Genomic DNA, 13747 nt, shown 5'->3' with positions numbered 1-13747 from the left:
TCGCCATCCTCGTGAGCTGACGGAGGACACCCCATGAGCAAGGACACGACCATCACGTCCACTCCACCCGAGACACCCAGATTGCCGGCACCGGATGCACAGCCCCTCACGGCCCACGCCTCCGAGTACAGCGAGGAAGGTTTCTGGCACAAGGTCTCGTCGGTCGCCCGCAAGGCCGGCCAGACAGCACTCAATCCCGCCCTGCGCATGTACTTCGCGGCGCAGGATTCTGATACCCCTGTCTGGGCCAGAACCACCATCTATGGCGCGCTGGGCTACTTCATTTCCCCCATCGATGCCCTGCCGGACTTCACCCCCCTGCTGGGTTACACCGACGACATCACCTTGATGGCGGGCGCGGTGGCCATCGTGGCGGCCCATATCAAGCCGGAACATCGCGCACGCGCGGACAAGGTGCTCAAGCGCTGGTTCGATTGACGGCAGACGACGCGCCTGGCAGCGCCTCCCCCTCGTGGCGGCACACGGCCCACTGGCCACGACCTCCCCGCCATGAACAGGGTGTCAACAGTGTTGAATGCCGTGTAGAGCGCTCGTTTAGCGGGTGACACCGTGCGTGTTACCGTGAAGTCATATCTTCATGCCCACGAGCCCCCCGAAAGCGCAGGATGCCTCCATGACAATGTTGAAATTCGCCACGGCAGGTCTCGCGCTGCTGCTGATGACCGGCTGCGCCTCGCGTGCCGAGATCGATATGCCCAACATTCAGCCGGTGCAGTCTCTGGCCTATGAACACAAGACGTTCTACCCCGACATCTATTACAGCCAGCCTCAGGCCAATCTGTTCTCGGGTGCCGCGACCCAGGCCATGCGCCCACTGGGCAGCGTGAAACTGCCGCGCGCCTCTTCACCGCCCATGAAGAATTTCGACCTGCTGCTGCGCGAACAGTTACCCAGCACCTCGGTAATCACGCATGATGCCCGCGAGAAGGACTATCGCCTCAAGGTCGAGATTCAGGCCCACGAGAACCGTGGCCCCGTCTATCTCGACTATCTGATGGCAAAGAATCTGCCGATGAATCTGCTCACCTTCGGCATCGCCAATGAAGACTTCGATGTGATTGCCGATTTCGAGGTGGTGTACTGCCTCTATGACAAGGATGAGCAACTCCTCTATCGCAAGAATTACACGGTCAAGGACTCCGTACCTCATCAGACCGGCAACTTTGACCTCGGGGATCGCATGCTGATGCCTGCCCGCGACATGATGAAGAAATACCTTCAGCTGACGATGAATGACTTCTTCATCCAGGCCAGCCAACCCTCACTGAGGCACGTCGCGGTCGTTTCTCCACCCGCCATCTGACGCCTGCCGTCCGCCCCTAGTACAAGAACGCCTCGACCACATGGTGGTCGAGGCGTTCTTGCATGGCCATGCCATTCGTTGCTTCTTTCAGGTCATTTCATCCTGGCAACCGACATCGTCGGGCCAAACCAGTCGTCTGCAGCCTCATCCCTTGCTGGCCTGAGTACCGCCACCTTCCTCACGGGTGGAGGCTGTCATGTTGCGCGGCTTTCCGCCCCGCAGGCCCAACGGCAGGCGAAGCAATACCTCAGGGCCATTCTGCGCCAGGCTCAGGGTCGTGATCGCCACGAGAATCAGTGCCATCCCTGCCAGTTGCATCATGTCCATGCCTTCTCCCAACACGAACACCCCGAACAAGGTGGCCGTGATCGGTTCTATCATGGCGATGATGGAAGCCACCGACGGCAAGGTATTCTTCAGGCCGATCACATAGCAATAGAAGGAGAACCCTCCCCCCACCAGGCCGAATACCAGAATCAGCCACAGTTCATCGGCGAAGGGGACCGCCACTGCCTGTGAAAGATTCGTCAACGGCAACATCACCAGACTGCTCACGCCCAACGCGATGGCCAATACCCCAGGGGTGCTGCCATGACGCGTGGCTGACTTGAAGGCAAAGATGAAGATGGCGTATGACACACCCGCCAGAAGTCCGAACAGGACACCCAGGGGAGTCACCTTGCCACTCCCGGATTGCAGCACCCCCGTCAGCAGTACGATGCCGATCATCACACCGACGATGGAAATCAGCTTCACTGGTGTCGGGCGTTCCACCCGGGCCAGGAATGACGTGATATAGACGAAAATCGGCGCGCTATACATGAGAGTCGCGGCAACGGCGACACCACTCATGCTGACACTCGTGAAATAGAACATGAAGTTGCCGGCGACCCCTACCCCCGCCAGCAGCGACCACCCCATCAACGCGAGCGGTTTCCTGGCCGGCACCTTGTGGTAGCCCAGCAATACCATCCAGGCCAGCATGCAGATGAACCCGACAAGGGCACGCCAGAAGGAAATGACTTCAGCCTCCCAGCCCCAGGACATCAGCAAGCTGCCAATCCCACCTGTCAGCCCCCATTGAAAAGCGGCCAATACGACCAACACACTACCCAGTTTTGCCATTCATGCTCCCTTGTCTCAGGAAAATCAAATCTTCGATGATTTATCAGCCGCAATCGCAGCGTAACAAGAGTCCTCAAGACACATAAACCCATCCCTCATTGGTCGTAACCAGAGTCTCTGAAACTCCATGACTGCCTATCCAGGGCTTTCATAACCTCATGAAAAACTTCGAATATTCGCGTCTTCAAAACGGTGTTTGACACTGGTATTACCAGTCAACATGACGTCGCCAAGAATGTTTTCCTCGCTTACCTTGATCTGGTGAGCCCTACGGTGATTTCCCGCAGTGTGGATGAAAACTCAACGCCAAACTCTGGATCAACCTTCACATTGCAGTGACAAAAACCAACAAAAAGACAATCACCCTTTCATGCGAAGGAGAGTATTGACATGAATGCATCATGGATGGCGCTTCTGGCGTTCACGCCATTGATACTGGCTGGTATCTTGCTGATAGGGTTCAGAATCCCTGCCCGCATTGCCATGCCCATCGTCTTCGTGGTCACGGCCCTGATCGCCCTGCTTGCCTGGGACATGACCTTCACACGTGTCATGGCCTCATCGTTGCAGGGCTTGATACTGACGGTGGCGATCCTGTGGATCATCTTCGGTGCCCTGCTGCTGCTCAATACGCTCAAGCACTCCGGCGGCATTGCCGCGATCCGCAATGGCTTCTCCGGCATCAGCCCGGACCGGCGAGTACAGGCCATCATCGTCGCCTGGCTGTTCGGTTGCTTCATCGAGGGTGCCTCAGGCTTCGGCACACCCGCTGCCGTCGCTGCCCCCTTGATGGTGGCACTGGGCTTCCCGGCACTGGCCGCCGTCGTGGTCGGCATGATGGTGCAATCCACTCCGGTCTCCTTCGGTGCTGTCGGCACCCCCATCGTGGTCGGTGTCTCGGGAGGACTCGACAAGGCTGGCGTCAGTGACGCTCTGGCCGCGAACGGGTCAAGCTGGGACAGCTACTTCCAGTTGATCACCTCGGAAGTCGCCATTACCCACGGCATCATCGGTATCTGCATGCCACTCATCATGGTGGCGGTGATGGTGCGCTACTTCGGGGCCAATCGCTCCTGGCGCGAGGGACTCGAAGTCGCTCCCTTCGCGCTGTTCGCGGGTATCTGCTTCGTGGTGCCCTATGTACTGGCCGGCCTGCTGCTCGGGCCGGAATTCCCCTCGATGATCGGCGCCATGGTGGGCCTCGCCATCGTGGTACCCGCGGCGCGCAAGGGCTTTCTGCTGCCCAGCAGGACCTGGGACTTCCCGAACGCTGACCACTGGCCCGAGGAATGGGTGGGCAAGCTGGACATGACGCTGGAGCCCGTCGAGGGCCGCACGCCGCTCTCGGTCGGCATGGGCTGGCTGCCCTACGTACTGCTGGCAGTGCTGCTGGTGATGTCCCGCGTCATCGAGCCGCTCAAGGAAGCGCTGACCTCCTTGAGCTTCGGCTGGAGCGGTATCCTGGGCGAGAGTGATATTTCCGGCAGTCTGCAACCACTGTATCTGCCCGGCGGTATCCTGGTGATCGTGGTGCTGCTGACCGTCGTGCTGCACCGCATGCGCATGCAGGATGTCAGTGCCGCCGTCACGGAATCCAGCCGCACGATTCTGGGCGCAGGCTTCGTGCTGCTGTTCACGATCCCCATGGTGCGCATCCTGATCAACTCCGGCGTGAACGAGGCAGATCTGGTATCGATGCCGGTGGCCATGGCGCAGTTCATCGCTGACAGCGTGGGCGACATCTATCCGCTGTTCGCCCCCAGCGTCGGGGCCCTCGGGGCCTTCATCGCCGGCTCCAACACCGTCTCCAATCTGATGCTGGCGGATTTCCAGTTCAATGTGGCCCAGGCGCTTGGCATCTCCAGCGCCATGATGGTCGCCCTCCAGGCCGTCGGCGCGGCTGCCGGCAACATGATCGCCATCCACAACGTGGTCGCCGCCTCGGCGACCGTCGGGCTACTGGGGCGTGAAGGCATCACCCTGCGCAAGACGATCCTGCCGACGCTCTACTACGTGATCTTCGCCGGCATCATCGGCATGATCGCCTTCCATGGCCTGGGCGTGGTGGATGGCTTGATGCGCTGACAGAGCGCCACGTATCACTGTGACATACGACAGCAGGCCCGCATTGTGTGCGGGCCTGCTGTCGTACGGAGATCATCAATAGAATATTGAATGTGTTTACTCCAGGGGCCTGTTTATCAACAAGACACGGCGTAATAAATTGCCCCATATCACCGAAACGGCAGCCTTCATGCCGCAAGTTTCTGGAGCAGACACCCCATGACCCACTCTGTATTGCACCCCACCCGATTACAGCAGACCCGCTTGCAGCAAGCCCGCGAGCTCGAACTGCCTTCCCGCGAAGCCATGCTGCGGCGCGCCCCCTCCGTCCAGCAATTCTGGGACAGCCACCGTCAACTGCTGAGTGACGCCTGGCGTGAATGGGAAGCCGTTGAGCAAGACGACCTCGCCATCCTCGACAGTGGATTGATCGACAAGGCGCTGCGCACTGCCGTCAAGCAGGCGTGGGAGAATCCCGAGCGCGAGACGGACGTCAAGGCGCTGATGACAGAAGTCGCCACTGACGTCTATCAGTTCCAGCTCTTCGATGTCGAGCGCATTGCTGATTTGCGCAACCTGCTGGAAAAGGCATGGGATGCCGGTATTCCGCTGCGCCCGCCCTACGGCATCGTTCTCAATCGGCGCGGCGCCATGCTCGACCGTCGCTCACAGGGCTATCTGGCGGCACCGAGTTTCCAGGCGTTCTATCAGCAGCTGCTGGATACCTACATGCGTCCGATCTCGCGGCTGCTGTTCCCGGAAATCATCGGCTACGACAGCCAGTCCTTCGGCTTCTCGATCCACTATCAGCCCACCACGGACGCCTCGATTCGGCCGCATACTGATGCCTCGTCCGTGACCCTCAACATCAACATGAACCTGCCCGACGAGACCTTCGAGGGCTCTGAACTGGATGTTCTGGACGCCGCGAGCGGAGACGCAGTGCGCTTCTCGTTCACGCCCGGCTCGGCCATGCTGCATCGCGGTAATGTGCCGCATGCCGCGCAGCCGATCACCAGCGGCCAGCGCTCCAACCTGGTGCTGTGGCTGTATGGTGAGCGAGGCCAGATACCGCCACAGGGCGCGCAACGCCGGGCGATACCTGCCAGAGACCGCTGGGTCGCCTCAAGCGTCAAACAGGATGATTACGCACCGTTCTGATGGCACACACCAGTGAGCAACAACGACAAAGGGGCCTCGAAAGGCCCCTTTGTCGTTGATAGGTACTGACGATACCCGCTCATGACCAGCGGATCATGGCCTCTCCGGGAATGACAGGAAAGCCGAGCAGATCACGAATGGCCGCGGCATCCGGCGAGAGCGTCAGCCAGCTCACGGCGGCGATATTGAGCAGTACCACAAACCAGAACACGACCCGGTAGCTTGTCTTGCGCGTCTTGTGGCGCAGGCTCTGCTGGGCGATCAGCGCGCCCGGCCATCCACACAGCAGCTCCATGAAGTGCAATTTCCCCTCGGACACGCGCCACTCCCCTGATGTCGCGGCCTGCTTGTCGATTCGATAGGCCAGATACGTCACCAGACTCATGCCCAGATACGCCACTGGCAACATCCAGGGCAGACGCCCCTGCTGCCAGCCTGCCCCGAGCACGACCATCACGGCCAGCAGCATCAACCATGCAAGCCCCACTCCAGCAGAAGTAGTGGAAGCCCCTGCCCCAAACGTGCGAAAGCGTGTGGCACGTGGGCGATCGTTCTCATCCATGCCCAACTGATACTGCACCTGCGCACTGGCTTTCGGCCGCCCACGCCCCTTATATGCACTGATGTGGGCAAAGACATCCTTGCCACCCGACGCCGGGGTAATGAAGCCGAAGCCCTTGTCATCGTTCCAGCGCGTCAATCGTCCTTGAAGGTTCATCGTCTCATCTCTTCCTGGTCCGGCCCTTAGCCGATGAAGGTACCAGAGGTGTTGCCGCCGCCCTTGCCACCGGCGCCACCATCACCGTTATCCTCATCATCCCTGCCATCATTACGGTCGCGCCTGTTTTCCTGCTCATCACGGTGATCCACGGGGAGATCCTGCTCGTGAGTGCCGCGTTGTTCATGGTCGCGGATATCGGCAGCAGAGGCTTTCTGCGAGTTGGCATGTACGGCCAGTGCATCATCGGGATTGCGCGCCGAGACCTGTGCCTGCTCTTGATAGCCCTGGGTTTCCAGCAGGCTCGCGTACCACTGATTGCCCTTCATGCTGATGGTCAGATTCAGACCCAGGAACAGGACATTGGAAATCAGCTGCCCTTCCATCGTCGCGGGAATGAAGACCGAGCTGAGCACGATGAAGCCGAACAGACTCGCCGCCAGCAACCACATGCGCTTGTAGAGTGCCCAGAACAGGCCGAAGAAGAAGGCAGGCCAGGACCAGCCGATCTTGACGGCACGCGTCCCGTGTTCGGGGTGCGTCAGAATACGAAATGAAGCCATCGAGGGAATCCTTGTCTGTGATGCCGAGCAGGCCGCGGGCTGCACGAGGCTCGGGACAAATGACACAAGCCTCGCACTATACCGCTGACCACTTGTCAGGACCATGAACCTCGCTGGCGCTATCTCATTGTTTCCCATCAGGCTTGTCAGCCACGCCGCGCGACCTCAACTGACCCGCAATGAAAGGGAAGTCCTGCTTGCCAGTAACTGACACGACGCCCGTGGATTCAGGCGCCATCTGTGAGCCCTGTATCCGCAAAGGCCGTCATGTCCTCGCGCAGCAGGCCAAGCAGTCGATCGGCACCGACGCTCAGTTGCCGGCCCAGTCGACTGATCAGTTGCACATGCGGCGTGATGAAAGGCGCTTCCTGAAGCGACAGTCGAGATAGCCTGCCCGCTGCCACTTCTTCACTGACCACGAAATCCGGCAGCAGGGTCACGCCGCCCTGCAGCGCGAACTGCTTGAGCATCGCCAGCGCGTTGCAGGTGAGCGTCGGGCTCAGCATCACCCCGGCCTGATGCTCCGCCTGCGCGACGATCTGGCGAATGCCGAACGACACCTCCGGCAGCGCCAGGGCATGGCCGTCGAGCGCCGCCAGCGACAATGGCTCGGGCACAGCCGCCGTCGCCTGACGCGCCAGAGGATGCGCCGGATTGACCACCGCGCACACCGGCTGAGGGCGCGAGACGTGCGCGCGAATCCTTGGATCACTTGCCGGATGGAACACCAGCCCCAGATGCGCCTCGTCCTCGACGACCTGACGGATCACCTCATTGCTGCCACATAGATTCACCTTGAGCTCGATGCCCGGATAACGCGCGGAAAAACGGCTCAAGGGCCCTGCCAGTCCCTCGATGAAGCCCTCACCGATGGCCAGTACCAATGAGCCACTCTGCAGCCCCTTCAATGACTGCAACGACTCCAGCAGCACCTCCTGCTGCGCCAGACGCTGACGGTAGTACTCCAGCACCCGCTCGCCGGCTTCCGTCGGCTTGACCCCACGTCGATGACGCTCAAGCAGCGGCATGCCCAGCTCATGCTCCAGCTGGGTGATCTGTCGGCTGACCGCAGACGGTGCCACATTCAGGAAATCCGCCGCTGCCCGCACGCTGCCCAGTCTGGCGGCCTCGTGGAAATGACTGATACGTCGTTCCTGCACCAGACTCATCACGCCCCCAGCATTGCCTTGAAGGCAACATTAAAGTGAATTTCGGATTATTGCTGGAACACAGAAGCGCTGTCCATACTCGAGTCACCGGATGACCATCCCCCTTTCACCACGACAGGAATCACACAATGACAACAACCGTCGGTGTCATCGGACTGGGCAACATGGGTGGCGGCATGGCCGCCACACTTGCTCGCCATGACTTCCCCGTCTTCGGATTCGATCTCTCACAGGCTGCGCGTGACAAGGCTGCCGCGGCAGGTGTCACACCGGTCAGTTCACTGGCAGAGCTGCTGGACACGATCGATATCGTGATCCTCTCGCTGCCCAAGGCAGAGCATGTAGAGCAGCTATGCCTGGGCAAGGAAGGCACACAGGAAGAGAATCAAGACACCACCCGTATCCTGACGCTGGGCAAGCCCGGCCTGATCGTGATCGACACCACCACCTCGACTCCCGAGACCAGCCGCAAGGTGGCGGCTGCGCTGGCGACTCGTGGTATCGACTTCATCGACGCCCCGGTATCCGGCGGCCCCAAGGGCGCGGCGAGTGGCAGCATGTCGATGGTGATCGGTGCCGAGGAGGAAGTGCTGGCACGCGCCATGCCGGTGCTGGAAGCCATGAGCGGCAGCCGCGTGCACGTCGGCGGTTGCGGGGCGGGCAACGTCGCCAAGATCGCCAACAACATGCTGGCGGCCTGCCATCTGATCAGCACGGCGGAAGCCGTCTCCATGGCCGCCAGGGCGGGTGTCTCCCCAGAGAAATTGCTGGAAGGCGTGAATGCGGGCTCGGGACGCAGCGGCGCGAGTCAGGTGATGTTCCCCAGCTGGGTGATCAACAAGGCCTACGATTCCGGCTTCACCATGGGCCTGATGCGCAAGGATGTCGGACTGGCCAGTGATCTGACGGCAGAACTGGGGCTGGCGCTTCCGCTCTCCAGTACCGTCGCAAAGCTCTGGGACGAGAGCAGTGCGACGCTGGATGACAACGAAGACTTCTGCGCCATCGTGCAACGCACCGACCCGACCCTCTTTGGCCACGGAGAATAAGCCATGCTGACCCAGGACATGACCCCGACCTCCCCGATTGCTCAGCGCATCGCCGAGTTGATGCAGGCGTTTCAGAGCAGCAGCCAATCTCCTGACGACAGTTTTGTCGTCAGCAGCCTGATCGGTGGTGAGTTCGTCACTGGCACGGGTGACGCCATCGAGGTACGCAACGCCCATGATGACAGTCTGATGCTGTCCTTCCCGGATGCCGATCGCGCTCAGGTCGCGCTGGCCAATGCCGCCACGCGCCAGGCGCAACCGCAGTGGGCTGCCATGACCGCCCAGGCGCGTGGGCGCGTCATCTACCAGATAGGCAGCCTGATTCGTGAGCAGGCCGAGGCGCTGGCCGAACTCGAAGCACTGAGCGCCAACAAGCCGATTCGTGATGCGCGTGTCGAGGTGGCCAAGGTCGCCGAGATGTTCGAGTACTACGCGGGCTGGGCAGACAAGCTGCACGGCGAGGTGATTCCGGTCCCGACCTCACACCTCAACTACGTGACCTATGAGCCGCTGGGCACCGTGCTGCAGATCACGCCATGGAACGCGCCGATCTTCACCGCCGGTTGGCAGATCGCCCCGGCCATCACCGCCGGCAATGCAGTGATTCTCAAGCCTTCGGAGCTGACGGCGCTGTCCTCGCTGGCACTCGGTGTGTTGATCGAGCGCGCCGGCGTGCCGCGTGGGCTGGTCAACGTCATCGCAGGCTACGGCCATACCATTGGCCAGGCATTCATCTCCGAGGGCGATATCCGCAAGGTAGTGTTCGTCGGCTCCCCCGCGACTGGCCGCCATATCGCCACCGCCGCGGCGCAGCGCTGCATTCCCTGCGTGCTGGAGCTGGGCGGCAAGTCGGCCAATATCGTCTTCGAGGATGCCGATCTCGAGGTGGCACTGCGCGGCGCTCAGGCGGCCATCTTCTCCGGTGCGGGTCAGAGCTGCGTGTCGGGTTCGCGCCTGCTGGTACAGGCCTCTATCTACGAGAAGTTCACCAGCGCGCTGGCCGAGGCTGCCACGCAATTCACGCTCGGTGATCCGCAGGACCCGGCGACCCAGATCGGCCCGATCAACAACGCGAAGCAATACCAGCATGTGACGTCGATGCTTGCCGGGGCCATCGAAGACGGCGCGCGCCTGGCGGATGGCTCAGCAGACCCCATCCCGGACACCGGCGGCTATCATGTCGCGCCGACGGTGCTGCTGGGCGACAACGCCATGAGCTGCGCGCAGGAGGAGATCTTCGGCCCGGTCGTGGTCGCCATACCGTTCGAGGAGGAAGCCGACGCCATCCGCATCGCCAATGACAGTCGCTTCGGGCTGGCCGGTGCCGTCTGGACGCGTGATGTCGGGCGCGCCCACCGCGTGGCGCGTCAGGTGCGCGCGGGTACCTTCTGGGTCAATGGCTACAAGACCATTCACGTCAGCTCCCCCTTCGGGGGCTACGGCGAGAGTGGCTATGGCCGCTCCTCCGGGCTGGATGCGCTGCGCGAATACAGCGAAGTGAAGAGCGTGTGGGTCGAGACCGCCGCCGAACCGGCCGCCAGCTTCGGCTATGGGGCGAGTCTGGAATGAGGGCTCTGCGACCCTGACCCTTCGGTCACGCCTGAAACGACAACCAAGGCCCCACCGCCCATCAGCGGTGGGGCCTTGGTGCTTATTTGGCGAGGGTATTGTTGTCGGCAGTATCGCCGAGGGAGATGACCAGGTCCGTGACGGTGACCCATCATGAGTGGCTTCACACCATGGGGGCGGCATCCTCGCCATCCTCCGGCATCGTCACGGCATAACGCTCCTTCGAGCGCTGCTGCCAGGCAGCAAGCTCCGCCGTCAGATAGGGCATGAAGCGCTGCCCCTGACGCGAGACGGGATGAAAACGCGAGGTGACCAGCGCGACATCCAGGTTGATGGTCGGCGCGAATGGCACCACGCGCAGCTGGCAATCGCGCCGCGCCAGCATCGCCTCCGCCGTCACCGGATCGATCAAGGCAATGCCTATCCCTTCATTGACAAGCATCGCGACCGAGGGAAACAGATGCGTCTCGATGCTTGCCTGCAGCGTCATGCCTGCCTGCTGAAAGGCACGCGCTAGCTTCAAGGTACTCTGATGGTGCTGATCCAGCGTGATGATGGTTTCCCCGGCCAGATCCTGTGGGAACAAGACCTCGCGTTGCGCCAGCGGATGCATGACAGGCACGGCCAGTGCCATGCAGAGCTGATACTCCTCCAGCACCAGCTCCTCGACCGCGGCGTCTGCCTCGATGACCCCGAGGTCAAACTGGCCCTCGGCGACCCACTCAGCGATCTTGCGTGAACTGAACGTCTGCAGCGACAGACGGCTCCTGGGGAAGTCGGCAAGATAGCGTGACATCACTCGAGGCATCACCGTCGGCGAAAGCCCCGGCATCGAGGCCACGGTGAGCTTGCCGGCGTGACCATCACGCAGACCATCCGTCAGTTCATCCAGATGCCCCACCGATGCCAGCACCTTGTCGACACCCTCCGCCAGATGGACGGCTTCCGGTGTCAACTGGGTGCCATAGTGGTTACGCCGAAAGAGCAGAAACCCGACGTCACTCTCCAGATTGGCGATCGCCGTGCTCACCGCCGGTTGCGTCAAGCCAAGCCGACGCGCTGCCTGGGAGAGACTGCCCGTGCGCACCACTTCCTGGAAGATCTGCAACTGACGCAGGTTATGTCTGAGTTTCATGACAACTGGGCTCTTGTGGCGGGGCTCTCGTGACGGGACTCTCGTGGCAAGGCCCTCGTGCCTGGCGTTCGAGAATGGACGCTTGGGACTGGATGCTCAAGACTAGCCTCTCGTGAATAGGCTCTAAATTGTTCTTATGACTTAATAGACAGCCTTTAGTTGTGCTTATACCCCCAGCGGGAGGAAGCTGACCAGACCCTCATAACCAACAACAAAGGGCCACAGACAATGCACACGATCGACCTCATGGGGCTACTGCTGTATTTCGCCATCTTGCTGTATATCGGCTATCGCAGTGCCAGGAAGACATCCAGCAGTGCCGACTTCGCTGTCGCCGGCAACAAGATCATCTGGCCGGTGCTGTTCGCCACGCTCGCCGCTTCCTTCCTCGGCGGGGGTGCCTCGATGGGTCGCGCCGGCAAGGCCTTCGACGAAGGCTACGCCTTCATGTTCGCGGCCTCCGCCTTCCCCATCGCCACCATCATCGCGGGCCTCTACATCGCGCCACGCCTCAAGCGTTATGCAGGGGCACAGACGGTCGGCGACATCATGGCGCATCACTATGGTCGCAGCGCTCGCCTATTAACCGGCATCTTCTCGCTGATCTTCTGCATCGGCATCCTCGGCGCCCAGGCGCTGGCCATCGGCACCGTCTTCAATGCCATCCTGGGCATCGAGATCAGCACCGGCATCCTGATCGGCATGGCAGTGGTACTGGTGTACTCCACGGCCGGCGGCATGTGGGCCGTGATCCAGACTGACGTGGTGCAGTTCGTGATGCTCGCGGTCTTCCTGCCCATCACCATGATCGTCGGGCTCGACAAGATCGGTGGCCCCGAGGCCTTGATCGCCGCGCTCCCCAGCGAGCACTTCAGCCTCATGGGCGATTACACGCCGCTGATGTTCCTCAGCATCTTCATCGCCTTCCTGCTCGGCGAGACCCTCGTCCCGCCCTACACCCAGCGCGCCCTGTCCGCACCGGATTCCCGTCATGCCAGAATCGGCTACTCGCTGGCCGGTGGTTTCGGTCTGCTGTTCTATGCCGTCAGCTCCACCATCGGCTTGATCGCGCTGGTGCTCTATCCGCAGATCTCGCCGGATCAGGCCATGCCGGAACTGATTCGCGACGCCCTGCCGCTGGGGCTGACCGGGCTGGTGCTGGCCTCACTACTGGCGGTGGTGATGTCAACGGCGGATTCCTATCTGAACTCGGCAGCGGTCATCTTCGTCACCGACATCTACAAGCCCTTCATCAACCCCGCCATGTCCGGCAAGCAACAGCTGTGGATCGAGCGCGGCGTCAATCTGGCCATCGGCCTGGGCGCCATCGTGTTCGCGCTTTACGCCACCTCGATCATCGATGCGCTGCTGCTGAGCTACGCCCTGTGGGCGCCGACCATCCTGCTGCCGTTCATCTTCGCCGTGCTGTTCAGGATTCGCTGCAAGCGTGCTGGTGTGGCCGCGATGATCGCCGGCGCCCTGGCCACCAGCATGTGGAAATGGAGTGGCCTGGAACTGGAAGCCCTCACCGGGCTCACCCCACTGATTGCTGGCGTCATCGTCAATATCGTGGTCTTCACTCTCGTCTACCAGTTCTTGAACGCGGCGCCAGACCACAACGGCAAGAACGCCCCGATCCAGCCCACCCACTCCTGAGGACCTGACCATGTTCGGATTCACTCTCTACACCATCTGTCTGCTGAGCATCCTCACCGCCGTGGTCATCGCCATCGCCTCCTGGAAGTTCTACCGCGACAACTGAGCCATCGGCAGGGTCTGTGCCGCTCGACCAAGGCTTTCCAAGCTCTGTCATGGCCCTGTCACGACCCTCACACCGTCTTCATCACGCTGATCATGTCGGGCAATCCGC

At 61.3% G+C, this 13747-nt stretch carries 12 protein-coding genes; 7 read left to right on the top strand and 5 right to left on the bottom strand.

Annotation, left to right across the window (positions count from 1 at the left end; all coding sequences use genetic code 11):
- The first annotated feature begins 33 nt into the window (after positions 1-33).
- Together QD228_RS09005 and QD228_RS09000 are read left to right on the top strand one after the other, a co-directional pair.
- The gene (locus QD228_RS09005) at positions 34-438 is read left to right on the top strand and encodes a YkvA family protein (RefSeq protein ID WP_077377519.1); all 405 of its coding nucleotides are present in this window, start codon (positions 34-36) and stop codon (positions 436-438) included.
- Between the two features lie 196 nt (positions 439-634).
- A complete protein-coding gene (locus QD228_RS09000; protein ID WP_157109451.1) occupies positions 635-1324 on the top strand; it encodes a hypothetical protein in 690 nt (229 codons plus the stop codon).
- A 144-nt stretch (positions 1325-1468) separates the two neighbouring features.
- Here QD228_RS09000 and QD228_RS08995 read toward each other — a convergent pair whose 3' ends face one another.
- Entirely contained in the window at positions 1469-2449 is a 981-nt protein-coding gene (locus QD228_RS08995; RefSeq protein WP_176503810.1) for a DMT family transporter, read from the bottom strand.
- A gap of 390 nt (positions 2450-2839) precedes the next feature.
- On the opposite strand from QD228_RS08995, the gene QD228_RS08990 reads away from it, so the two are divergent.
- Together QD228_RS08990 and QD228_RS08985 are read left to right on the top strand one after the other, a co-directional pair.
- Entirely contained in the window at positions 2840-4534 is a 1695-nt protein-coding gene (locus QD228_RS08990) for an L-lactate permease (protein ID WP_279875270.1), read from the top strand.
- Between the two features lie 198 nt (positions 4535-4732).
- Positions 4733-5674, top strand: a complete 942-nt coding sequence (locus tag QD228_RS08985; protein ID WP_176494154.1) for a 2OG-Fe(II) oxygenase — start codon at positions 4733-4735, stop codon at positions 5672-5674.
- A 79-nt stretch (positions 5675-5753) separates the two neighbouring features.
- Here the strand turns inward: QD228_RS08985 and QD228_RS08980 are convergent, their stop codons facing one another.
- The 3 genes from QD228_RS08980 to QD228_RS08970 all read right to left on the bottom strand — a co-directional run bounded on the left by QD228_RS08980 (position 5754) and on the right by QD228_RS08970 (position 8124).
- Positions 5754-6392 carry a cold shock and DUF1294 domain-containing protein gene (locus tag QD228_RS08980; protein WP_279875267.1) on the bottom strand — a complete coding sequence of 213 codons (639 nt, stop codon included), beginning with the start codon at positions 6390-6392 and terminating at the stop codon, positions 5754-5756.
- Positions 6393-6418: 26 nt separating this feature from the next.
- A complete protein-coding gene (locus tag QD228_RS08975) occupies positions 6419-6955 on the bottom strand; it encodes a DUF2628 domain-containing protein (protein ID WP_279875266.1) in 537 nt (178 codons plus the stop codon).
- Positions 6956-7182: 227 nt separating this feature from the next.
- Positions 7183-8124 (bottom strand): LysR family transcriptional regulator, encoded by a 942-nt coding sequence (locus tag QD228_RS08970; RefSeq protein WP_279875264.1) that lies wholly within the window; start codon positions 8122-8124, stop codon positions 7183-7185.
- A gap of 128 nt (positions 8125-8252) precedes the next feature.
- Between QD228_RS08970 and QD228_RS08965 the strand changes: the two genes are divergently transcribed.
- Both QD228_RS08965 and QD228_RS08960 read left to right on the top strand, forming a co-directional pair.
- Positions 8253-9173, top strand: coding sequence for an NAD(P)-dependent oxidoreductase (locus QD228_RS08965; RefSeq protein ID WP_279875263.1), 921 nt, complete (start codon positions 8253-8255; stop codon positions 9171-9173).
- A 3-nt stretch (positions 9174-9176) separates the two neighbouring features.
- Positions 9177-10742 carry an aldehyde dehydrogenase family protein gene (locus QD228_RS08960; protein ID WP_279875261.1) on the top strand — a complete coding sequence of 522 codons (1566 nt, stop codon included), beginning with the start codon at positions 9177-9179 and terminating at the stop codon, positions 10740-10742.
- A 163-nt stretch (positions 10743-10905) separates the two neighbouring features.
- Here the strand turns inward: QD228_RS08960 and QD228_RS08955 are convergent, their stop codons facing one another.
- Entirely contained in the window at positions 10906-11877 is a 972-nt protein-coding gene (locus QD228_RS08955; protein WP_176503805.1) for a LysR family transcriptional regulator, read from the bottom strand.
- Positions 11878-12123: 246 nt separating this feature from the next.
- Between QD228_RS08955 and QD228_RS08950 the strand changes: the two genes are divergently transcribed.
- Positions 12124-13533 carry a sodium:solute symporter family protein gene (locus tag QD228_RS08950; RefSeq protein ID WP_279875260.1) on the top strand — a complete coding sequence of 470 codons (1410 nt, stop codon included), beginning with the start codon at positions 12124-12126 and terminating at the stop codon, positions 13531-13533.
- Positions 13534-13747 lie beyond the last annotated feature (214 nt).

Source organism: Cobetia sp. 3AK, assembly GCF_029846335.1.
Lineage (GTDB): Bacteria > Pseudomonadota > Gammaproteobacteria > Pseudomonadales > Halomonadaceae > Cobetia > Cobetia marina.
This window is presented reverse-complemented; position numbering and strand designations above follow the sequence as displayed.

Excerpts from the sequence above, each read along its gene's own strand:
- QD228_RS09005 (WP_077377519.1), top strand. The coding sequence starts at position 34 with ATGAGCAAGGACACGACCATCACGTCCACTCCACCCGAGACACCCAGA.
- QD228_RS09000 (WP_157109451.1), top strand. The coding sequence starts at position 635 with ATGACAATGTTGAAATTCGCCACGGCAGGTCTCGCGCTGCTGCTGATG.
- QD228_RS08995 (WP_176503810.1), bottom strand. The coding sequence starts at position 2,449 with ATGGCAAAACTGGGTAGTGTGTTGGTCGTATTGGCCGCTTTTCAATGG.
- QD228_RS08990 (WP_279875270.1), top strand. The coding sequence starts at position 2,840 with ATGAATGCATCATGGATGGCGCTTCTGGCGTTCACGCCATTGATACTG.
- QD228_RS08985 (WP_176494154.1), top strand. The coding sequence starts at position 4,733 with ATGACCCACTCTGTATTGCACCCCACCCGATTACAGCAGACCCGCTTG.
- QD228_RS08980 (WP_279875267.1), bottom strand. The coding sequence starts at position 6,392 with ATGAACCTTCAAGGACGATTGACGCGCTGGAACGATGACAAGGGCTTC.
- QD228_RS08975 (WP_279875266.1), bottom strand. The coding sequence starts at position 6,955 with ATGGCTTCATTTCGTATTCTGACGCACCCCGAACACGGGACGCGTGCC.
- QD228_RS08970 (WP_279875264.1), bottom strand. The coding sequence starts at position 8,124 with ATGAGTCTGGTGCAGGAACGACGTATCAGTCATTTCCACGAGGCCGCC.
- QD228_RS08965 (WP_279875263.1), top strand. The coding sequence starts at position 8,253 with ATGACAACAACCGTCGGTGTCATCGGACTGGGCAACATGGGTGGCGGC.
- QD228_RS08960 (WP_279875261.1), top strand. The coding sequence starts at position 9,177 with ATGCTGACCCAGGACATGACCCCGACCTCCCCGATTGCTCAGCGCATC.
- QD228_RS08955 (WP_176503805.1), bottom strand. The coding sequence starts at position 11,877 with ATGAAACTCAGACATAACCTGCGTCAGTTGCAGATCTTCCAGGAAGTG.
- QD228_RS08950 (WP_279875260.1), top strand. The coding sequence starts at position 12,124 with ATGGGGCTACTGCTGTATTTCGCCATCTTGCTGTATATCGGCTATCGC.